The organism is Geothrix sp. 21YS21S-2 (genome assembly GCF_030846775.1).
GTDB lineage: Bacteria > Acidobacteriota > Holophagae > Holophagales > Holophagaceae > Mesoterricola.
The window spans coordinates 2,133,236-2,154,154 of sequence record NZ_CP132910.1 but is presented as its reverse complement, the minus strand read 5'-3'; the positions used below and the strand labels follow the sequence as shown (position 1 = coordinate 2,154,154).

The window sequence follows — 20,919 nt, the reverse complement described above, 5'->3', positions numbered from 1 at the left end:
ATGAACAAGCGAATCGCAACCTGCCTGGCGGGAGCCTGCGCCTTCCCCGCCCTGGTCTTCGCGCAGGCCGGCCCCGTACAGATCTACGGCACCCTGCTGCCCTTCCTGGACAACGTGCAGACCTCCGGCGCCACCGCCCCGGGACTGTCCCCGGCCACCGGCGGCGCGAGCCTCGTGCCGGCCTCGGCCTACACCGGCATCAACCTGCCCTCCCGCAACCGCATCACCTCGGGCACCTCGAACCTGGGCTTCCGGGGCTCCCTGCCCGTCAGCGGCGATCTCAAGGTGATCTTCCAGATCGAGAGCGCCGTGAGCCCCGACGGCGACGCCCCCAACACCCTGGCCGGGCGCAACAGCCGCCTGGGCCTGGAGGGCGCATGGGGCACGGTCTTCTACGGCAACTGGGACACCCCCTACAAGTTCCCCCTCCTGGCCGTGGGCCCCCTGCGCGGCCTGAGCCCCTTCGACAACGTCCTGACCACCAGCCCCGGCTTCAACGTCCCCGGCACCACCACCCAGACCGGCCGCATCAACGGCAAGGCCGACGCCGCCTTCAACCGCCGGCAGGGCAACAGCGTGCAGTACTGGAGCCCCGACATGAGCGGGCTCAGCTTCCGCCTCGCCTACTCCGTCAACGAGGGCCGGACCGTGGCCTCCCCCACCGCGCCCTCCATCAGCCCGGACATCCTGTCGGGCCTGGTGTCCTACCGCAGCGGCCCGCTGGTGGTGAGCCTGGGCTACGAGCGCCACAACGACTACTTCGGCCTCTCCCAGTTGGGCGGCGCCGCCGGCGCGACCCTGACCAACGCCTCCTCCCACGACGAGGGGCAGGAGCTCGTGGCGTCCTGGACCTTCTCCACGGGCACCAAGATCTCGGGCATCGTCGAAAACCTCACCTACGACACGAACGACACCGTGGTCGGCAACGTCAACCAGTACAAGCGCACCGCCTGGTACGCGCTGGTCCAGCAGCGCTTCGGGCCCCACCAGCTCTTCGCGTCCTTCGGCCAGGCCTCGGCCGGCAGCTGCACCAAGGTCGGCGGCGCCTCCGCCTCCACCGACGGCCTCGCCGGGCGGCAGTTCTCGCTGGGCTATACCTATTCGCTCAGCAGGGCGGCGGACCTCTTCGTGTCCTACTACGGCATGAACAACGACCGCTCCGCCTCCTACGCGGTGTTCCCCTCCCCGGGCACCGTCGCCCCCGGCGCCAGCACCAAAGGCTTCGGCATGGGCCTGCTCTACGCGTTCTGATGGACGCGGGCGCCCTGGCCCCCCGCGAGGCGGCGCTCCTCTGGAGCGCCGCCACCGGGGGGCCCTGGCCCGATCCCTCGGGGCTTGAAGGGGACGCCAGGTTCATGGCCATGGCCCTGGCCGCGGCCCAGGAGGGCGTGGGGCTGGCCAGCCCCAATCCGCCCGTGGGGTGCGTCATCGTCAGCGGGGGCCGGGTCATCGGAACCGGAACCCACCTCCGGGCCGGAGGTCCCCACGCCGAGGTCGCGGCCCTGGCCGACGCAGAGGCCCGGGGGGAGACCGCCCAGGGGGCCACGGCCTACGTGACCCTCGAGCCCTGCTGCCACCAGGGCAGGACGCCGCCCTGCACCGCGGCCCTGCTGAAGGCGGGGCTCGCGCGGGTGGTGGTGGGCGTCAGGGACCCCAATCCCCGCGTGGACGGCGGCGGCATCGCCCTCCTGAGGCACCGGGGCGTCCGGGTCACCGTGGGCGTCCTGGGACCGTCCTGCGCGGCCTTCCACGCACCCTTCTTCAAGCTCATCGGCACCGGGCTGCCCTGGGTGTCCTTCATCCTCGATCCCGGGGACCGCCCGCCTCCCGTGAAGCACATCGGCCAGGCCGTGCGCCGCTGCGCGGAGGCCGTGGTCATCGGACGCAGGACGGCCGAAGTGCGGGACCCGAGCCTCCGGGACGGCTGGCCCGTCCCCGCCCCTCCGCACCGCCTCCTGAGGCGCGTGGTGCTCGACGCCGGCGCCAGCCTCGACCCCTTCCGCCGGGTATGGCGGCCCCTGGACCACCAGCCCGTCCTGCGCGCCACCCTGGACGCCGCCCTCCCCCTGCAGGGCGTGGAGGACCTCCGCCCCGGTCCCGGGCCCAACGGCCTCAGCCTGGACGGCCTCCTGCGGAACCTGGCCGCCCGTGGCGCCGGCAGGGTCCTCTTCGAGGGGGGCGGGGACCTGGCCCGCAGCCTCCTGGCCCTGGACCTGGTGGACGAGTTCCACCGGTTCCGCCGGGAAGGCCCGGCCGTGCCGCTGTTCAAGGACCCGGTGCTGCGCTGGGCGGGCCGGACCCGGCTCAGGGTGGCGATTCCCGGCGGCACCTGGGAGGTCCTGAACCGGCCCTAAGGCAGCACGCCCAGCACCAGCCTTGAGGGATGCTTCTCCCCGACCAGGATCTGCTGCTCCGCCTTCCGGAAATCCTCCGGCTTGGCGTGGTAGATGTCGGTGAAGACCTGGGGGTTGCGGTCCATGAGGGGGAACCAGGAACTCTGCACCTGGACCATCAGGCGGTGGCCCTTGAGGAACGTGTGGCACACGTCGTTGAGGGCGAAGGCCACCCGGGTGGGCCGGCCGGGGACGAAGGGCTCGGGGCGCTCGAAGCTGTTCCTGAACTTCCCGCGCATGACCTCGCCCCGCACCAGCTGCTCGCATCCGTCGGGGCGCACGTCGATGACCTTGACCACCCAGTCGGCGTCGGTGCCGGTGGTGGTGACCCAGAGGTCGGCCCGGACGGGGCCGGCCACCGGAAGGTCGCCTTCCAGGAGGGCCGTGCTGAAGGTGGCCACGTCGGGCCGGCCGTCCACGAAGCGCTGGTCGGCGGTCATGTACTCCTTGGGCATGCCGATGTCCACCCCGTCCCAGAAGGGGACGGGGTGGGCGGGGTCGCTGACGTAGGACGCGGCGCCCTCCGGGCCGGGGCCCTTGAAACCCAGGCGGGCCCCGGCCTGGAACCAGAGGCTCACGGGCCTGGCTTCCTGGGGCGGCCAGCTCGAGAACCGGCGCCAGGCGTTGGACCCGGTCTGGAAGACGTAGGCCCCGGGAAGGTGGGGGTCGGGCGCGTCCTTGAGGTGGTGCATGAAGAACGGGAATTCGATGCGGGCCTGGTAGAACGTGGAGGTGGCCGAACCGAACTCCACGCCGCCCAGGCGCTCCCCGGAGCTCCGGCCCCAGCCCCCGTGGAACCAGGGGCCCATGACCAGCCGGTGGTCGGTGGCCGGGCTCTGGCGGTCCAGGGTCTTGTGCACCTGAAGGGTGCCGAAGAGGTTCTCCGCGTCGAACCAGCCCCCCACGGTGAGGACGGCGGGGCGGACGTCCTTGAGGTGGGGCCGCAGGTCGCGGGCCTTCCAGAAGGCGTCGTAGGTGCCGTGGGCCATCACGTCGTTCCAGAAGGGGATGCCCCCCTTGAGGTAAAGCTCGTTGGCCCCCGTGAGGGGTCCCATGGCCAGGAAGAAGGCGTAGCCGTCCCGGGTGCCGTGCCGGAAGGGCGTGGGCCATTTCTCCGTGGGATGCGGACGGGGGCGGCCGAAATCGGCGATGAAGTTGAAGAGGTGGGGCAGCCAGAGCGCCCCGTTCCGGTGGAAGTCGTCCCCCGCGAACCAGTCGGCGATGGGGGCCTGGGGCGAGACGGCCTTCATGGCGGGGTGCGCCCCCGCCAGGGCCGCGGCGGCGTAGAAGGCCGGGTAGCTGATGCCCCACTGGCCCACCCTGCCGCTGGAGGGCACGTTCTTCAGCAGCCAGTCCACGGTGTCGCGGGTGTCGGTGGCCTCGTCCACCCCCGCGCCGTCCAGCACCGGGGTCAGGTCCACGAAGGTCCCTTCGCTGCGCATGCGCCCGCGCACGTCCTGGTAGACGAAGATGAAGCCCTCGCGGGCGAAGAGCTCCGAGGGCCCCAGGGTGTCCGGGAAGGTGTCCTCGCCGTAGGGACCGGCCCCGTAAGGGGTGCGCTCCATGAGGACCGGCAGCTTCCCCTGCGCCGCGCGGGGCGTGTAGATGGCCGTGAACAGCCGCACGCCGTCCCGCATGGGCACCATGGCCTCGCGCTTGACGTAGTGGTCACGGATCCAGGGCACGCCCTGGGCCGGGGCCTGGAGGGACGCCAGGGCCAGCAGGGGGAGCCAGGGCCTCATGCCCTGCCCGCCGTCATGGGGCGGGGGCCTTGGCCGCTTCGGTGTCCGCGGGGGTCGGCTCCTTCACCTCGAGCTTGGCCTGGGCCCAGATGCCCATGACCGCCGGCAGCGCGGGCGCCGGAGTCGCCTTGGGATCCCAGCTGCGGTCCACCTTGAGGGTGAAGGGGTTCTCCTTCGTGGCCATCCAGCCCGGGTCGTCCACGATGACGTAGACGGTGTTGGCCAGGTCCACCGGGTTGGTGTAGGAGACCTCGGGGTTGCCCGTGGGGATCAGGTTCTGGAGCATGCCTTCGCGCAGCTGGCCCCACCGGTCCACCATGGCCAGGCGGAACCAGCCTTCGTTGGAGTGGTGGAGCCGCACGTGGAGCTTCTGCTTGCCGGGGACCACGAAGGCGTAGGCCCTCCAGCCGGCCGGGAAGTAGGACGACCCGACGATCTCCTCCGCTTCGCCCCCGGCGGTCACGGGGATGAAGCCCCTGCGGGCCATGTGCTGGATCTCTCCCATGATGTCCCGGGTCTGCCAGTACGAGGTCTCCGGCCACAGCCTGACCCTGGGGGTGGCCCGGGGGATCAGGACCTGGGACGACGACGGGGGGGGCAAGGTCCTGGGGCGGTCGACGCGGACCATGCCGCGGGGAACGGTGTGCTGCACGCCGGGGTGGGATCCCCGGTGGGCTCCGCCCTCCCCGCGCTGCGCGCCGGGCGTGAAGGTCCGGGTGTCCTGGGACGCGGGCGGGGCCGGGGCCGGGGGCGGGCTGGGCATGGACCGGGGCTCCATGGTGCGCCTTTCCGTGGCTGGGCCGGATTTCTGGGCCAGGAGGGCGCTTCCGGCCAGGGCCAGGGCGAGAACGGCAAGTGCGGGGCGGGCTGCGGTTCGCATGGGTTGCTCCCTGGATGGGGAATCGGATGTCGCCATCGAGCGGTTCCGGGGTAAAAGATCCTCGGTTGGGGGCCTTGGTTTACGCCCCTTGAAGGTATCCTGGAATATATCTGCAGGGAGTCGAAGGTGTTCGGGAAAATCCAGCATATCCATTTCGTGGGCATCGGCGGCATCGGGATGTCGGGCATCGCCGAGGTGCTCGTGAACCTGGGCTACCAGGTGAGCGGTTCGGACCTCAAGGAGAGCGCGGTCACCCAGCGCCTTTCCGGCCTGGGGGTCCAGGTGGCCGTCGGGCATGATGCGAAATGCATCGAGGGCGCCCAGGTTGTGGTGATTTCCAGCGCCGTGAAGGGCGACAACCCCGAGGTGGTGGCCGCCCGGGCCGCCAAGATCCCCGTGATCCCCCGGGGCGAGATGCTCGCCGAGCTCATGCGCATGAAGTACGGCATCGCCATCGCCGGCTCCCACGGCAAGACCACCACCACCAGCATGGTGGCCCAGGTGCTCAGCCAGGGCGGCATCGACCCCACCATCGTCATCGGCGGCAAGCTGGGCGCCATCGGCAGCAACGCCAAGCTGGGCAAGGGCCCCTTCCTGGTGGCCGAGGCCGACGAGTCCGACGGCAGCTTCCTGCTCCTGTCCCCCACCATCGGCGTCATCACCAACGTGGACCGGGAGCACCTGGACCACTACAGGGACCTGGCCGAGATCATGGACGCCTTCTCCCAGTTCGGGAACAAGGTGCCCTTCTACGGCTCGGTCTTCGTGTGCATGGACGACCCCAACGTGGCCATGCTGCGGCCCCGCCTCAAGCGCCAGGTGCGCACCTACGGCACCAACCCCCAGGTGGACATCCGCGCCCTGGACATCCGCATGGAGGGCTGGCGCGCCCTCTTCCGGGTGCGGGCCTTCGGGGAGGATCTCGGGGAGTTCTCCATCGGGGTCCCCGGCCACCACATGGTCCTCAACGCCCTGGCCACCATCGGCGTGGCCCTGGAACTCGGCGTGGAGCGGGACGTCATCCGCGCCAGCCTCGCCAGCTTCACCGGCGCCGACCGGCGCTTCCAGAAGAAGGGCGAGCGCAAGGGGGTCACGGTCATCGACGACTACGGCCACCACCCCACCGAGATCGCCGCGACCCTGGCCGCCGCCCGCAAGGGCTTCCCCGACAAGCGCATCGTGGTGGCCTTCCAGCCCCACCGCTATTCCCGCACCCAGGCCCTCCTGGAGGAGTTCGGCCGGGCCTTCTTCGACGCGGACGTGGTGCTGGTCACCGACATCTACGCCGCCAGCGAGCCGCCGATCCCCGGGCTCACGGGCCGCTCGGTCGTGGACGCCATCCTGGCCCACGGCCAGCGGGACGCCAGCTACGTGCCCCGGGTGGACGACCTGGCCAAGGTCCTGGACGGACTCACGGAAGCGGGCGACCTGGTCATCACCATGGGCGCCGGCACCATCACCACCGCCGGTCCCTCCTTCCTGGCCCTGCCCTGAAACGGCAGCGGCCCGCTTCGCAGCGGGCCGCTCGTCAGGCTTGTGAGTTGATCACTTGGCCTTGTAATCCTTGAGCCACTTGACGTCCACTTCGGCGGCCTTCTTGGCGGCCTTCTGGGTCATGAGCCACTTGCCCATCTCGTTCAGGTCGCCACCCTTCTTGGGGGCGCCGACATGGCAGGAGGCGCAGTTCTTGACGGAGTCGATGCCGGCGGCCTTGGCGGCGGCCACGAAGGGCATCTTGGCCTGGGCGGGGATCGCCAGGGCGAGGACTGCGGCGGCGAGGAAGAGGGTGGATTTACGCATGTTGCCTCCGTTGGGAAAGCCGACCCGGGTGCGGGTGGGTGGACCGGATGAACCAGGATAGATGCAATCGAGAGGTGTGCATCCTGATATCAGGTTATCAAGATCGGTGCCAATCCCCGGGGGATTCCGGAGGAGATCCTCTTAAAATAAAAATATTCATAAAAAATAGTTAATGAAAAAAAACTTCCATCATTCAAAATGGAGGTCATTCCCCTCTGCGTCTCAGCGAAACCTCTGCGCTTCTGCGTTTAATTCTTTTCTTGGTTGAGCTTGGGCGATTGGGCAATGGACTGGCGGGCAGGCAGGGTCTTGAAAAAAATAAACGCAGAGGCGCTGAGGGTTCGCTGAGGCGCTGAGGAAAGAATTTCAAATCGGGTTGGTTCGGAGGTCCCATGCAGGGCGGACTGGTGCAGTCGCTGAAGAAGATGAAGATGCCCCACACCCTCGTGGTGGTGGAAACCTTGGTGCTGCTGGTCCTGGTGCTTTCCTGGCTGATCCCTTCCGGGGAGTTCACCCGCGTCGCCGTGAACGGGCGCATGGTGCCCGACCCCGCCACCTACCACGTGCTGGTGCCCAAGATCTACGTGAGCGCCTCCATGCTCCTCCTGGCGCCCATCCGGGGGTTCCTGGACGGGGGGCTGCTCATCGCCTTCCTGCTGGTGATCGGCGGGGCCTTCAACGTCCTCAACGACACCGGCGCGGTGGAGTTCGGCATCAAGAAGCTCACCAAGGCCATCGCGGCCCGGCCCACCCTGGAGTTCCTGCTGATCCCCGTGCTCATGGTGGTCTTCTCCCTGGCCGGGAGCATCTTCGGCATGGCGGAGGAGCTGATCCCCTTCGTCATCATCTTCATCCCCCTGGCCCGGAGCCTGGGCTACGACTCCATCGTGGGCATCTGCATCCCCTTCCTGGGCGCGGCGGCCGGGTTCGCCGCGGCCTTCTTCAACCCCTTCACCGTGGGCGTGGCCCAGAAGCTCGCGGGGCTGCCGGTGAATTCCGGCCTGGGCTACCGCGTGTTCAGCTGGTTCGTCGGCACCGCCGTGGTCACCGCCTACGTCATGCTCTACGCCCGCAGGATCAAGAAGGACCCTGCCAAGAGCCCCGTGTACGAACTGGACCTGGCCCGGGGGCCCGTGGACCGCAATCCCGAGGCCGAGGAGCCCTGGACCGTCCGCCACCTCCTGGTGCTGGGGATCTTCGCGGCCGCTCTGGTGCTCCTGGTCTACGGCATCATGGCCAGGAACTGGGACATGGACGCCATGGCCGCCATGTTCCTGGGCATGGGCATCGTCCTGGGCCTGGCCTCGGGCATGGGCGGGTCCCGCATCGCGCAGTCCTTCGTCGCCGGCGCCAGGGACATGGTGGGCGTGGTGTTCATCGTGGCCTGCGCCCGGGCCCTCCTGGTCATCGCCCAGGACGCGCGGATCCTGGACACCATGCTCTTCCACAGCAAGAACCTCATGTCCGTGCTGCCCCGGCCCGTCATCCCCCAGACCATGTTCCTCATCCAGGCCGTGATCAACTTCTTCATCCACTCCGGCACGGCCCAGGCCGCGCTGACCATGCCCATCATGGCCCCCCTGGCCGACCTGGTGGGGATCACGCGCCAGACGGCGGTGTACGCCTTCCAGCTGTGCGAGTTCGTGAACCCCATCCTGCCCACCTCGGCAGTGACCATGGGCGTCCTGGGCGCGGCCAAGATACCCTGGGAGAAGTGGGCGGGCTGGTTCCTCCCGCTCCTGGGAATCGTCATGGTGATGGGTTTCCTCCTGCTGATCCCGCCGGTCCTGTTCCACTGGGGCCCCTTCTGAAGAGCCGCCCCATGCGCATCCTGCCCGCCCTCGTCGCCCTGCCGCTGGCGGCCCAGATCACGTACCCGGGCAGGACATACCGGCCCGAAGTGCCCCGGCCCGCGGTGGGCCGCGCCTACACGCCGGACGCGGCCCTGGCCGCGGCCCTGGCGGGCATCGCCTCGGCGAAGGACCGGGTTCGCGTCTACACCTACAACGTCACCGAAGAGGGCAGGCCCCAGGTGCTGCTGGCCATCTCCAGCCCGGAGAACCTCGCCAGGCTCGACGCCCTGAAGGCCGACAACGCGCGCCTGGCGGACCCGCGGACCCTCTCCGAGGCCGAGGGCAGGGCCCTGGCGGCGCGGAACCCGGCCTTCGTGTGGCTGGGCTACTCCATCCACGGCGCCGAGCCCGCGGGCACCGAGGCCGCGCTGGCTGTGGCCTACCACTTCGCGGCCTGCCAGGATCCCGAGGTGCTCGGGCAGCTCGGCCGGACCGTGCTCCTCCTGGACGTGACGCAGAATCCCGACGGCCGGGCCCGGCACCTCCAGGCCGTGGCCGAGGTGACCGAGGGGGAGAACCCTTCCGATCCCCAGGACGCCCAGAACCAGGCCCGGTGGCCCACCGGCCGCTTCAACCACCGCCTCTTCGACCTCAACCGCGACTGGGTCTGGCAGACCCAGGGGGAGAGCCGCGCCAAGACCGCCCTCTTCCTGTCCTGGAACCCGCAGGTGCTGGCGGACCACCACGAGATGAAACCCGAAGGCAACTACTTCTTCCCGCCCGGCATGGCGCCGGTGCACCAGGCGCTGCCCGCGCCCTTCGGCGGCGGGTGGCAGAAGACCTTCGGCGAGGCCCTCGGCAAGGCCTTCGACGCCCAGGGCTTCGCCTACTTCACCCGGGAGATCTTCGACCTCTTCTACCCCGGCTACGGCGACTCCTGGGGCTGCTTCCAGGGGGCCGTGGGCATGACCTACGAGTGCCCCAGCCCTGGAGGCCTGGCCTACCTGCGCAAGGACGGGGACCTCCTGACCCTGGAGGCCCGCGTGCGCCGGCACGTCACGGCCAGCCTCGCCACCGTGGCGGTGGCCGCCGCCCGGCGCGAGGAGCTGCTCCTGGATTACCACCGCATGCGCCGCGAGCGCCTGCGCGCCCAGGGCGCCTTCCTCCTGGGCCCCGGCGCCGATCCCGGGCGCACCCTGGCCCTGGTGCGCCTCCTGCAGCGCAACGGCATCGAGGTGGTCCGCACCACCGGGGCGGTGCCGTCGGCGGGTCTCGAGGCCGTCCTGCCCGGAGCCGTCCCGGCCCAGATTCCCCAGGGCAGCTACCTGGTGCCCCTGGACCAGCCCCGGGGCGGTCTCGCCGAGGCCCTCCTGGAGCGCCGGGCCGCCTTCGGCCCGAAGCCCAGCTACGACGCCACGGCCTGGAGCCTTCCCCTGGCCTTCAACGTGCCCGCCTGGCGCGCCCCGGTGCGGCCGAAAGTGGGGACCGAGCCGGTGCGGGACGCCGCCGACGCGCCGCTGCCCCGGGCGGGCTACGCCTACCTGGTGTCCTCGGGCGCCGAGGGCCGGGACCGGGTCCTGGAAGGCCTCCTGAAGGACGGCTTCCGGGGCTCCGCCGCCCCCGCGCCCTTCGTGGCGGGCTCCCGCGCCTACCCCGCGGGCACCGCCATCTTCACCCTGCTGCGCAACGACGCGGCCCGCCTCGAGGCCCGCGCAAGGGACCTGGCCGCCCAGGCTCCGGGGGTCGTCACCGCCGTGGATTCCAGCGCGGTGGCTTCGGGGCCCGACCTGGGCTCCGTGAAGTCCCTGGCGCTGCGGGCGCCCCGGGTGGGCCTGGTCATGGACGCCCCCGCCGACCCCACCGCGGTGGGCGCCGTGATGCAGGCCCTGCTCGAGGCCGGCATCCCCTTCACCCAGCTGCGCGCGGGCCGGCTGGCCCAGGCCGACCTGCGCCGCTACAGCCACCTCATCCTCCCCGACGACAACGGCCTGGGCGCCAAGTGGCAGGCCGCGCTGGGACCCGCGGGCGCGGCCCGGCTCAAGGCCTACGCCATGGACGGCGGGGTGCTGGTGGCCATGCAGGGCGGCAGCGCCTTCGCGGCGCGCTCCGGCGTGAGCGAGGCCGGCGTGAGCTTCCTGGCCCGCAGGGACGAGGAGGCCCGCCTCAAGGAGAAGGATCCCAAGCGCGAGGCCGCCGCCCCGCCCCTGCCCGAGCGCACCCTGACCTGGGCCCAGCGCGAGGACCAGGGCCTGCAGGAATCCATCCCCGGCGCCATGCTCAAGGCCGACATCGACGGAACCCATCCCCTGGGCTGGGGCCTCAACGCCGCCGAGGGCGCCGTGCTGGACTCCAGCGATCCGGTGCTGGAGCTGAGCCCCGGCGGGGAGAACCCCCTGCGCTTCGGCACGGGCGACCTGAACCTCTCAGGCCTCCTGCCCCCGAAGCTGGAGGCCAAGGTGCGCAACTCCGCCTACGCGCTGAGGGAGCACAAGGGCCGGGGCGCGGTCATCCTCTTCTCCGGGGACCCCGTGCACCGCGGCTGCGCGCCCCTGACCACCCGTGCCTTCTACAACGCGCTGTTCTTCGGGGCCTACGCGCCCCAGGACGACGAGGACTAGGTATCCTGTAGGCCATGGAGAATCGGCGCATCATCCTCGCCATCACCGGCGCCACCGGCGCGGCCTTCGGCGTGGCCGTGGCCCGGCGCCTGGCGGCGAACCCTCGGGTGGCGCAGGTGTCCCTCCTGCTCTCGCCCACCGGGCGCCGCTGCCTGCTGGACGAATGCGGGCTGCGCGCGGAGGATGTCGTGGCGCTCTCCCCCAAGCTGCGCCACCTGGACGAGCGCAACGTGGGCGCCGACATCGCCAGCGGCAGCCACCGCCAGGACGGCATGGCCATCGTCCCCTGCAGCGCGGGGACCCTGGGGCGCATCGCCTCGGGGGTGAGCGACGGCCTGGTCACGCGCGCGGCCGACGTGTGCCTCAAGGAGCGCCGCCCCGTGGTGCTGTGCCTCCGGGAGACGCCGCTCAACCGCATCCACCTGGAGAACATGCTGCGCGTCCATGACGCCGGCGCCGTGGTGATGCCGGTCATGCCGGGGTTCTACCACAAGCCGGAGTCGCTCGACGACCTGTACCAGGCCTTCGCCACCCGGGTCCTGGACCAGCTGGGGCTGCCCGAGGCCGACGCCCGCAGGTGGGGCGGCTGATGGAACGTGCGCGGCCCGGGCTGGCCTGCGTCCCTCCGCCGTGGGCGAGGGGCGCCCACCTGCAGACCATCGCCGCCCAGTTCCTCCCCAATCCGCCCGCCGACCTGCCCTGGGAACGCCTCCGCCTGGACCTGGGCGACGGGGACGCCCTGGCGCTGCGGGCCCTGGACGGCACCTCCGGCGTGGCGGTGCACCTCTTCCACGGCCTGGGCGGGAGCGTGGACGGCCACTACATGCGCCGCCTCGCCGCCGTGCTCCACGCCCGGGGCCACGCGGTGCTGGCCGCCAACCACCGCGGCGCCGGCGAGGGCGCCGGGCTCGCCAGGCAGACCTACCACAGCGGGGCCACCGGGGACATGGCGGCGGTGCTGCGCCTGGGGCGCCGGCGCTTCCCGGGCCAGCTTCAGGTGGCCGTGGGCTTTTCCATCAGCGCCAACATCCTCCTGCTCCTGGCCGGGCGGGACCGGCACCTGGACCTGCCGGACCGGGCCATCGCGGTCAATCCCCCAGCGGATCTGGAGGCCTGCTCCGTGCGTCTGGGGCGGGGCTTCAACCGGGTCTACGACCAGTACTTCGTCCGGCGCCTGCGCCGGGAGGTGGCGGGGCGCCCAGGGGGCGAGGCCGCGCGCGCGGCGCGGACGCTGCGCGCCTTCGACGCGGCGTACACGGCCCCCCAGGCCGGCTTCCCCACGCGGGAGGCCTACTACGCGCTCTGCTCCTGCGGCCCCCACCTGGCCGGGATCGACGTGCCCACGGTGATCCTCACCTCCCTGGACGACCCCTTCGCACCGGCCGGGGACATCCTCGTCCAGCCGCGCTCGGAGGCCGTGCATCTGCACGTGGAGGCCACCGGCGGGCACATGGGCTACGTGACGCGGAACCTCCCGGGCCACCGGTGGCTGGACTACGCGGTGGGCCACTACCTGGACGGCCTCACGGCCCGTTCCTGAGTTCCGCGCACATGCGACGGGCCCCCGGTGGGGGCCCGTCGCAGGTACCGGAGCGGCCTACTTCGCGAAGCGCTTGGAAACCTCGGCCCAGTTGATGTTCTCGTTGAAGGCGTTGATGTAGTCGGGGCGCTTGATGCCGTAGTCCACCATGAAGGCGTGCTCCCAGCTGTCCAGCACCAGGAGCAGGTCCTGCTCGATGGGCAGGCCCAGGTGGTGCTCGGCGACGAAGTAGGTGTGGAGCTTGCCGTCGCGGCGGTTGCGGGTGAGCAGGGCCCAGCCGGGGCCGCCCAGGGCGGTGGCCTTGAGGTCGGCGACGAGCTTGTCCTTGCCGCCCTGCGCGTCCAGGGCCTTCTGGAGCTCGGGGGAGATGGAGCCGTTGGCGCCCAGGTTCTCGAAGTAGAGCTCGTGGAGGAAGGAGCCGTTGAAGGCCACGGCCTCGCGGCGCTTGAGCTCCGTGTACTCGTTGAAGGAGTAGTTGGGCTTGGTGTTGTCGGCCTCGGCCAGCTTGGACTCGATCTCGTTCAGCTTGGCGATGTAGCCCTTATAGAGGGTGAAGTGCTGGTCCAGCTGGCTGTCGCTGAAGCCTTTGAGGGCGCCGCCCTTGAGATGATCGTAATTCTTGGGTTCATAAGCCATGTATGCCTCCGAAGCATGCGCGAGTGCGTCGCGTATATCCTACCAAACAAGTCGGGATCGGAAAAACAAATTACTTAAGAATTGAAACTGGACGGCGGGTGGGCCAGCCACTGGCCGCCCAGGACCACGGTGGTCACGGGCACATTGGGGGTCTTGAGGCCCCGGTGGGACATGCAGGTGTGCACCGCCACCAGCTTCACCCCCCAGGCGGCGGGCCGCAGGTGGGTCTCCAGGGCCCGGGCGATCTGGTGGGTGAGGCGCTCCTGCACCTGGAGGCGGTTGGCGAAGCCCTGGATGACCCGGACCAGCTTGGAGAGGCCCACCGTGCCGCCCTCCCCCGGGAGGTAGCCGATGGTGGCGTAGCCCTCGAAGGGGGCCAGATGGTGTTCGCAGGTGCTCACGAAGGGCACCCGCTCAAGGATCACGGGGCAGGGGGCCAGGTCCCCGGGGAGGGGCTGCAGCTCCAGGGCCGGATCCTGCGCGTAGCCCCCGAGGCGTTCCGCCCAGAAATCCGCCACCCGCTGGGGCGTCTCGGCCAGTTCGGGCGAGGCCGGGTCCGCCCCGAAGGCCTTCAGGAGCTCCCTCACCGCCGCCGCCGCACCCGCCGTGTCGAACGCCATGGACACCTCCAGGTGTCCAGGGTGCCACCAATCAGGCCAGGAGGGTGAAGGTGTTGTTCATTGCGGCCAACTGGGCGGCCGCCGAAGCCTGGAGCAGGTAGGTCTGGCTGGTGGACGTGCCCGCTCCGGAGGTCTTGTCGGCCGCGGCGGCATTGGCGGCGGCCTGGGACGCGGCGTCCGCCGTGAGGTTCCCGCCGCCGTAGGCCTTCTGGGCCTGGGCCGCCAGGAGGGCGAGGGCCGAGCCGCTGGCGGTGGCCGGGCCGAATCCCGAGAGCCCCGCCGAGCTGTCCCCGAACAGCTCGGACAGGGAGGAGGAGCTGGTCGTGCTGGAGAGGCCGGAGACGAGCTGGGAGGTGCTGAGGCCCAGGAGCCCGGTGGCGGTGGTGTCGGCGTCGGCCGTGCCGGCGGCCTGGAGGGCCTTGCCCTGGGTATAGATCGCCGAGACCAGGGGGGCGTTGTTGGTCTGGCTGATCAGGGACGTGAGGGGGTCGGAGGAGGTGCCCTGGGCGTTGGAATAGGCCTGGGCCAGGACCTGGAAGACCGCGTTCGCCCGGCTCGTCGTGGCCAGGGTCGACTGGTAGCTGTAGGTGCTGAGTGCGGAGGTCGCGTCGATGGTCATGGTCCACCTGGTCTGCTTATCGGCAGGGTGGGGCGGTTCCGATAGGGCAAATCCGGCCTTTCTTGTGGGATCATCGGAGCCTGGAGAGTTCCATGCCCGAGACCAAAGTCACCTACGCCGCCTCCGGCGTGGACATCAACCGCCAGGACGACGCCCTGGCCCGGATCAAGCCCCTCGTGAAGGCCACCCGGACCCCCGGCGTCCGCAGCGACCTGGGCCTCTTCGGAGGCCTCTATTCCGCGAAGTTCGAGGAGGGGGACCCCATCCTGGTCAGCTCCATGGACGGCGTGGGCACCAAGATGAAGGTGGCCCGCCTCGCCGGCACCTGGGACACCGTGGGCGCCGACCTGGTCAACCACTGCATCAACGACATCCTGGTGCAGGGCGCAAGGCCCCTCTTCTTCCTGGACTACGTGGCCGCCCAGCGCCTGGAGCCCGCGGTCATCGAGCAGATCGTCCGCGGCATGGCCGGGGCCTGCTCCGAGGGGGGCCTGGCCCTCATCGGCGGCGAGATGGCGGAGATGCCCGGGGTCTACGCGGAGGGCGAGGTGGACGTGGCCGGGACCATCGTCGGCGTGGTGGACGAGCCCCTGCTCCTGCCGCGCCTTTCCGCCATGGCCCCCGGGGACGTCCTCATCGGCCTGCGCTCCTCGGGCCTGCACACCAACGGGTACTCCCTGGCCCGGAAGGTCTGCTTCGAACTGGCCGGGCTCAAGGTGGACGACCTTCTCCCCGGCACGGACCAGACCGTGGCCCAGGCCCTCCTGGCCGTGCACCGCAGCTACCTGCGGCCCGTGCTCCCCCTGGTGCGCGCGAAACGGCTCGTCGGCATGGCCCACATCACCGGCGGGGGCCTCACGGACAACCTCCCCCGCGTCCTCCCGTCCCACCTGGACGCCGCCATCGACACGTCCAGCTGGGAGGTCCCGGCCCTCTTCCGGTTCCTCATGGAACGCGCGGGCCTGCCCCTGGACGACGCCCGGCGCTCGTTCAACCTGGGCGTGGGCATGGTGCTCATCGCCCCCGCGGCCGGCGCCGGGGAGGTGCTGAAGGACCTGCGCGAGGCCGGCGAGGCCCCGTGGGTCCTGGGCGAACTGGCGCAGGGGACCGGGAAGGTGACCTATCGCTGAGCCCACGTCCAAGGCCCGGGTGGACTCCCTGGACATCTTCCGGGGGCTGATGGCCTTCGCGGTGGCCATCTACCACTTCGCCAACTGGTATCCGGTGTTCCCCGCGGGCCAGTTCGCCGCCTACACCACCAAGAAGGTGGGCGCCTACGGCGTGGAGGGCTTCTTCATCATCAGCGGCTTCTGCTTCTTCTACCTGTACGGGGCGGAGGTCCTCACCGGGCGCGGGCTGCGGGACTTCCACCTGAAGCGGTTCTTCCGCATCGCGCCGCTCTACTACCTGGCCGTGGCCGCCAACCTCGTCTTCGGCCTCGAGGCGGGGCCCGGCCACACCCTGCGCATGGTCGCGGAGAACGGCACCTTCACCTTCGGGCTCATCCACCCCAACCACTCCCTGGTGACCGGGGGCTGGTCCATCGGCATGGAGTACGTCTTCTACCTGGCCTTCCCCCTCCTGGCCTGGGCCGCGGCGCGGTGGAAGCCCTTCCTCGCGGTGGGCACCCTGGCCCTCCTGGCCCTGTCGGCGCCCTGGTCCTTCACCTACGTCCCCCAGGCCTCCTTCGACGGCGACATGAAGTTCCACGCCTACGTCCAGGTCGCCAACCACGCCTTCCTCTTCCTCATGGGCGGGCTCGTCGCCCAGGCCCGGCTGGCCTGGAAGGGCCGCCTCACCACGCTCCAGTTCCTGGGCCTCTGCCTCGCCCTGGTGCTGGCCTTCACCCTGCGGCACCGGAACTTCTACGACGACTTCGAGATCATGGTGGGCTGGCCCCGCTACTACTTCTGCCTCGTCTGCTTCGCCGCGGTGGCCGTGTTCGCGTTCTACGACTTCCCCGACTCCCTGGTGAAGACCGCCGGCAAGTTCCTGGGCGAGGTGAGCTACTCGGTGTACCTGCTCCACCCCCTGGTGCAGGAGGGACTCCTGCACGCCGTGCCCGGGGGCCTGGGGCCCTGGACGGGGTTCTTCCTGGGGCTGGCGCTGACCATCGGGCTCTCCGCGCTGACCTTCCGCTTCATCGAGAAGCCGATGATGGGACTTGGCCGGAGGCTGTCCCGTACCTAGGCCGCAGGAATAACCCTCGATTTTTTACATGTTTCCGCTATAATCATAGGTTTGCGGGGACCTGGATGCTTGCAGTACAGAATGTGACGATGCGCTTCGGCGCCAGGATCCTGTTCGAGAACGTCACCACCACCTTCCAGAAGGGGCGGCGCTACGGCCTCACCGGTCCCAACGGCAGCGGCAAGTCCACCCTGATGAAGGTCTTCACGGGCGAGATCGAGGCGTCGGCCGGCACCATCCAGCGGCCCGGGAACATGGGCGTGCTGGCCCAGGACCAGTTCGCCTTCGACCGGTACCGGGTGGTGGATACCGTCATCATGGGCAACAAGGTCCTGTGGGACGCGCTCCACGAGCGGGACCTGATCTATTCCAAGGCCGGGATCACCGACGCCGACGGCATGCGCCTTGGCGTCCTGGAAGGCATCGTCGCCGACGAGGACGGCTACACCGCCGAGGGCGACGCGGCCATCCTGCTGGAGGGGCTGGGCGTGCCGGAGCAGCTCCACGAGCGCGCCATGGGCGAGGTCCAGGGCGGCCAGAAGGTCCGGGTCCTGCTGGCCCAGGCGCTGTTCGGCAATCCCGGGGCCCTGCTCCTGGACGAACCCACCAACCACCTGGACCTGGAGTCCATCCACTGGCTGGAGGGGTTCCTGGCCCGGTTCAAGGGCACGGTCATCGTCATCTCCCACGACCGCCATTTCCTGAACGCCGTCTGCAACCGCATCGCCGACATCGACTACCAGACCATCACCCAGTACACAGGCGGCTACGACGACATGGTCACCCAGAAGCTGGAAGTGCGCACCCGGAAGGAATCCGAGAACGAGCAGCGGGAGAAGAAGATCGGCCAGCTGGAGGGTTTCATCCAGCGCTTCGGGGCCGGCACCCGCTCCAGCCAGGTGAACTCCCGGCGCAAGGAAGTGGAGCGCCTGGCCCTGGACGACCTGGCCTCCACCAACATCCAGCGGCCCCACCTCCGGTTCGGCGCGGAGGTGCCCGGCGGCAGGCATCCCCTGGCCCTGGAGGGCGTCTGCAAGGGCTACGACGGCGAGGACGGCCGCATCGAGGTGGTGCGCTCGTTCACCGCCGCCGTCGCCCGGGGCGAGAAGATCGCCCTGGCGGGCCGGAACGGCTCGGGCAAGTCGACCCTGCTCAAGGCCCTGCTGGAAGGCGCCCCCGGCGTCACGGAGGCGGATCGTGGCCTCGATTCCGGGGATGTGAAGTGGGGCCACGGCGTGGACGTCGGCTACTTCGCCCAGGACTTCCGCGAATCCATCCCCGCCGGCCACACGCTGGTGGACTGGCTGCGGCAGTTCGATCCCGAGGCCTCGCTGGAGACCATCCGGAAGGTGCTGGGGCAGATGCTGTTCACGGGGGACGAGGGCCTGAAGGACACCGGGGTCCTCTCCGGCGGCGAGGCCTGCCGGCTGATGTTCTGCAAGCTCATGCTCCAGAAGCCCAATTTCCTGGTGCTGGACGAACCCACCAACCACCTGGACCTGGAGGCCGTCATCGCCCTCAACTCGGCGCTGAAGGACTACCCCGGCACCCTGCTGCTGGTCACCCACGACGAAGGGCTGCTCCACGATGTGGCGACGCGGGTGTGGTCGGTCACGGAAGCGGGGATCGAGGACTTCCAGGGGTCCTATGCCGAGTTCCTGGCGAGCCGGTAGCCCCGGGGTTTCCCGGACTCGGGAAGAAGGGGGTTGTTAAGGGCAGGAAGATCCCCGTCCATCCCATGAATCCGATTGAGGGGAAAGGGCAGGATAAGGCCTGGCCGGGCCTTTCTCTTGGTTTGCCTAGCCATCCACATTCGGGTTCATCGACATCAGCTCGCCAGGCAGGCCCTGGCGGAGTTCCCGGGCGTGGGCCAGGAGGAACGTATCCCGGCTCCCGGTGAGGCCGCCCAGAGCCTGGACGAGGATCGCCGACGCCGCTTCCGCGCGGTCGACGCGCTCCCCTGGCGTCCCCGCCCGCGCCAGCCCCTCCAGTTCCGCGGCCAGGGCGGGATCCGGGAGGGCCCGGAACATCCACTTGGAGAAGGGCCGGTAGCGGCGCGCCAGGAGGTAGGCCGCGCCCATGGCGTGGCGCAGGAAGGCGGCCTGGGCCAGGGCGGCGGCCACCACGTCGCCGCGGCGCAGGGCCCGGGGCAGGTTGTACTGCCCGGCCTGGGCCGCCGCCTCCAGGCACGCGGCCAGCTTGTGGAGGCGCACCGGTTCCGGGTAGTGGTCCAGGAGGCGCTGCCGGTGGGCCGTGAAGGCCCCGCAGCGGTCCGCGAAGACCTCGCCGTTGGTGCAGGCCGCCAGGGCGTGCTCGGGGATGGCCAGCCACTCCGCGGCGGTCTCCGGGGGGCGTTCCAGGCCCGTGAAGCGGCGGTAGAAGGCGCCCGCCTCCAGGACGCCGGTGCGCCCCGGGGTGGCGCGCACCGGGTACCCCTCGAAGACCGGCGGCAGGTCCGCGAGGACCGCCTCCAGGGGGGCCGCGGGATCGCCGCGGCGGAACCAGAGGCACACCGCGGGGCCCCAGTCGTGGTCCCGGGACACCTCGTCGTCGAAGCCGAAGCAGTCCGAACCCTCCCCCACCAGGCCCGCGGCCGCGGGGAGGCCCCCCAGCCGGGGCGCCACCTCGCGTTCGAAGAGGCGCCGGGAGAGCCCGAGGCCTACTGGCAGCACTTGAACTTCTGCATGCGGGTCTGCGCCTCGCTGGCCTCGATGTCCCTCCAGCCCATGCGCTGGAAGAGGTTCGTGTACCGCTCCTCCACGAGGTTGCGCCCCTCGGCCTGGGCCGAACGCATGAAGGCGTGGTACTGGAGCAGGGTCGCGTCCGAATAGGTCTCCAGGTCCGCGGCCATGTAGGTGCTGAACTGGTCGCCGCGCCCCGTGAAGGTCAGGGGGTAGCGCCGGTTCACGGCCAGCATCCAGTCCGCCTCCACGGCCACGATCTCGCCGATGAGGGGCGTGTCCCTGAGGGGCGGGATCTGGCCGGCCATGCGGGCGTACTTCTCGGTCATCAGGTTCCGGCCCTGGGCGGTGGCCTCCACCAGCTGGGCTTCCATGGGGTCCAGGACCTCGGGGGGGAGCACGGAGTGGCTCATCCAGCGCATGAGGCGGAAGGTGCCCTCCTCCTCCTGGCAGGCGGCGGGTTCGCTCGCCTTCACGCTGTGGAACATGGGCCACTCCAGGTCGATGATGCGCTGGATCTGGGGTTCGGTGACGAGGTCAGACGGCTTCATGGGGCGTCCTTTCGGGGGTCATGATCTGGGCCAGGCGGTCGGCGTAGCTGGGGGCCAGCGTCCGGAGCAGAGTCTCCTGCCGGCGGGTTTCCCCGGGGTCGCCGGCTGCCCAGGCCAGGACTCCGAGGTGGAAGTGGGGGGGAGGGAAGGCGGGGTCCAGCGCGATGGCCCGGCGCAGCACAGCCATGCCTTCGGCGTGGCGGTCCCGCATGCCCAGGGCCAGGCCCAGGCCCCACAGGGCCGGCACATGGTCGGGGTTCCTCGCCAGGGCGGCGTCGTAGGCCTCCAGGGCCTCCTCCAGCCGGTCCAGGGAGCGCAGGGTGGTGCCCAGGAAGGCGCGAACCTCGGCGGACCCGGGAAGCCGGCGCGCGGCTTCCTCCAGGGTCGCCAGGCAGGCCTGCATGTTCCCGGTCTGGCCCTGGGCCATGGCCAGCTTGATGAGGGCGTCCTCCCCGGGGAAGAGGTCCGCGGACCGCCGCAGGGGCGCCTGGGCCTCGGCGAACCGCGCCAGCCTGAACAGGATGAGCCCGTGGAGGTAGTGGGCCTGGGCGTCGCCGGGAAGGGAAAGGGCGAGGTCCGCGAAGAAGGCGAGGGCCCCCTCCCGGTCGCCATGCTTGTAGCGGAGCAGGCCTTCGGCGTAACGCGGGGGCGGGGCGGAATTTTCGGTCTGGGACATGGGTCTGCCTTGCCGGAACAGATACTATATTGGTCATGGAATGCAGGCATTGCACTAAAATCGAGTGTAATAATTGCTGACATGTGCGTCAGCTTTTGAAACGTTCATCTCATGGCGGATCTCAAAATTTAGGATAAGCCTTTTGTTACATGCATTTTGACGAGAAAATTCCGATTTTGG

19 protein-coding genes are annotated in these 20,919 nt (G+C 70.2%); 10 read left to right on the top strand and 9 right to left on the bottom strand.

Annotated features, from left to right (window positions below; all coding sequences use genetic code 11):
* Together RAH40_RS09600 and ribD are read left to right on the top strand one after the other, a co-directional pair.
* The gene (locus RAH40_RS09600) at positions 1 to 1,251 is read left to right on the top strand and encodes a porin (protein ID WP_306601885.1); all 1,251 of its coding nucleotides are present in this window, start codon (positions 1 to 3) and stop codon (positions 1,249 to 1,251) included.
* A complete protein-coding gene (gene ribD / locus RAH40_RS09595) occupies positions 1,251 to 2,354 on the top strand; it encodes a bifunctional diaminohydroxyphosphoribosylaminopyrimidine deaminase/5-amino-6-(5-phosphoribosylamino)uracil reductase RibD (RefSeq protein WP_306601884.1) in 1,104 nt (367 codons plus the stop codon). The genes RAH40_RS09600 and ribD overlap by 1 nt, the downstream gene beginning before the upstream one ends.
* On the opposite strand, the gene RAH40_RS09590 is transcribed toward ribD, so the two are convergent.
* Together RAH40_RS09590 and RAH40_RS09585 are read right to left on the bottom strand one after the other, a co-directional pair.
* Entirely contained in the window at positions 2,351 to 4,135 is a 1,785-nt protein-coding gene (locus RAH40_RS09590) for a CocE/NonD family hydrolase (protein WP_306601883.1), read from the bottom strand. The genes ribD and RAH40_RS09590 overlap by 4 nt on opposite strands.
* Before the next feature lie 13 nt (positions 4,136 to 4,148).
* On the bottom strand, positions 4,149 to 5,015 hold the full coding sequence (locus tag RAH40_RS09585) for a hypothetical protein (RefSeq protein ID WP_306601882.1): 867 nt from the start codon (positions 5,013 to 5,015) through the stop codon (positions 4,149 to 4,151).
* A gap of 126 nt (positions 5,016 to 5,141) precedes the next feature.
* On the opposite strand from RAH40_RS09585, the gene murC reads away from it, so the two are divergent.
* Positions 5,142 to 6,509, top strand: a complete 1,368-nt coding sequence (murC, locus tag RAH40_RS09580; protein ID WP_306601881.1) for a UDP-N-acetylmuramate--L-alanine ligase — start codon at positions 5,142 to 5,144, stop codon at positions 6,507 to 6,509.
* 51 nt (positions 6,510 to 6,560) lie between these two features.
* Here murC and RAH40_RS09575 read toward each other — a convergent pair whose 3' ends face one another.
* Entirely contained in the window at positions 6,561 to 6,815 is a 255-nt protein-coding gene (locus RAH40_RS09575; protein WP_306601880.1) for a hypothetical protein, read from the bottom strand.
* Between the two features lie 392 nt (positions 6,816 to 7,207).
* Between RAH40_RS09575 and RAH40_RS09570 the strand changes: the two genes are divergently transcribed.
* Genes RAH40_RS09570 through RAH40_RS09555 form a run of 4 tightly spaced genes read left to right on the top strand, consistent with a single transcriptional unit; the run spans position 7,208 to position 12,766 of the window.
* On the top strand, positions 7,208 to 8,626 hold the full coding sequence (locus tag RAH40_RS09570) for a YfcC family protein (protein ID WP_306601879.1): 1,419 nt from the start codon (positions 7,208 to 7,210) through the stop codon (positions 8,624 to 8,626).
* A gap of 11 nt (positions 8,627 to 8,637) precedes the next feature.
* Complete coding sequence (locus RAH40_RS09565; RefSeq protein WP_306601878.1) at positions 8,638 to 11,226, top strand: M14 family zinc carboxypeptidase; 2,589 nt, start codon at positions 8,638 to 8,640, stop codon at positions 11,224 to 11,226.
* Between the two features lie 14 nt (positions 11,227 to 11,240).
* Positions 11,241 to 11,816 carry a UbiX family flavin prenyltransferase gene (locus tag RAH40_RS09560; RefSeq protein WP_306601877.1) on the top strand — a complete coding sequence of 192 codons (576 nt, stop codon included), beginning with the start codon at positions 11,241 to 11,243 and terminating at the stop codon, positions 11,814 to 11,816.
* On the top strand, positions 11,816 to 12,766 hold the full coding sequence (locus RAH40_RS09555) for a YheT family hydrolase (RefSeq protein WP_306601876.1): 951 nt from the start codon (positions 11,816 to 11,818) through the stop codon (positions 12,764 to 12,766). Before RAH40_RS09560 ends, RAH40_RS09555 begins: the two co-directional genes overlap by 1 nt.
* 57 nt (positions 12,767 to 12,823) lie before the next feature.
* Here RAH40_RS09555 and RAH40_RS09550 read toward each other — a convergent pair whose 3' ends face one another.
* The 3 genes from RAH40_RS09550 to RAH40_RS09540 all read right to left on the bottom strand — a co-directional run bounded on the left by RAH40_RS09550 (position 12,824) and on the right by RAH40_RS09540 (position 14,641).
* Positions 12,824 to 13,402, bottom strand: coding sequence for a superoxide dismutase (locus tag RAH40_RS09550; RefSeq protein ID WP_306601875.1), 579 nt, complete (start codon positions 13,400 to 13,402; stop codon positions 12,824 to 12,826).
* Positions 13,403 to 13,476: 74 nt separating this feature from the next.
* Positions 13,477 to 14,022: a GTP cyclohydrolase I gene (gene folE / locus RAH40_RS09545; protein ID WP_306601874.1), complete on the bottom strand. Its 546-nt coding sequence runs from the start codon at positions 14,020 to 14,022 to the stop codon at positions 13,477 to 13,479.
* A 31-nt stretch (positions 14,023 to 14,053) separates the two neighbouring features.
* Positions 14,054 to 14,641 carry a hypothetical protein gene (locus tag RAH40_RS09540; RefSeq protein WP_306601873.1) on the bottom strand — a complete coding sequence of 196 codons (588 nt, stop codon included), beginning with the start codon at positions 14,639 to 14,641 and terminating at the stop codon, positions 14,054 to 14,056.
* A gap of 92 nt (positions 14,642 to 14,733) precedes the next feature.
* Between RAH40_RS09540 and purM the strand changes: the two genes are divergently transcribed.
* The 3 genes from purM (at position 14,734) to RAH40_RS09525 (ending at position 18,504) form a co-directional block, all read left to right on the top strand.
* A complete protein-coding gene (gene purM, locus RAH40_RS09535) occupies positions 14,734 to 15,771 on the top strand; it encodes a phosphoribosylformylglycinamidine cyclo-ligase (RefSeq protein WP_306601872.1) in 1,038 nt (345 codons plus the stop codon).
* A 19-nt stretch (positions 15,772 to 15,790) separates the two neighbouring features.
* Complete coding sequence (locus RAH40_RS09530) at positions 15,791 to 16,831, top strand: acyltransferase (RefSeq protein ID WP_306601871.1); 1,041 nt, start codon at positions 15,791 to 15,793, stop codon at positions 16,829 to 16,831.
* Between the two features lie 65 nt (positions 16,832 to 16,896).
* Positions 16,897 to 18,504: an ABC-F family ATP-binding cassette domain-containing protein gene (locus RAH40_RS09525; RefSeq protein ID WP_306601870.1), complete on the top strand. Its 1,608-nt coding sequence runs from the start codon at positions 16,897 to 16,899 to the stop codon at positions 18,502 to 18,504.
* 126 nt (positions 18,505 to 18,630) lie between these two features.
* Here RAH40_RS09525 and RAH40_RS09520 read toward each other — a convergent pair whose 3' ends face one another.
* From RAH40_RS09520 to RAH40_RS09510, 3 genes are read right to left on the bottom strand one after another with little or no spacing between them, the layout of a single operon-like run.
* Entirely contained in the window at positions 18,631 to 19,503 is an 873-nt protein-coding gene (locus RAH40_RS09520) for a DUF4037 domain-containing protein (RefSeq protein WP_306601869.1), read from the bottom strand.
* A complete protein-coding gene (locus tag RAH40_RS09515) occupies positions 19,491 to 20,063 on the bottom strand; it encodes a DUF4125 family protein (protein WP_306601868.1) in 573 nt (190 codons plus the stop codon). The genes RAH40_RS09520 and RAH40_RS09515 overlap by 13 nt, the downstream gene beginning before the upstream one ends.
* Positions 20,050 to 20,739, bottom strand: coding sequence for a tetratricopeptide repeat protein (locus RAH40_RS09510; protein WP_306601867.1), 690 nt, complete (start codon positions 20,737 to 20,739; stop codon positions 20,050 to 20,052). The genes RAH40_RS09515 and RAH40_RS09510 overlap by 14 nt, the downstream gene beginning before the upstream one ends.
* Between the last annotated feature and the right edge of the window lie 180 nt (positions 20,740 to 20,919).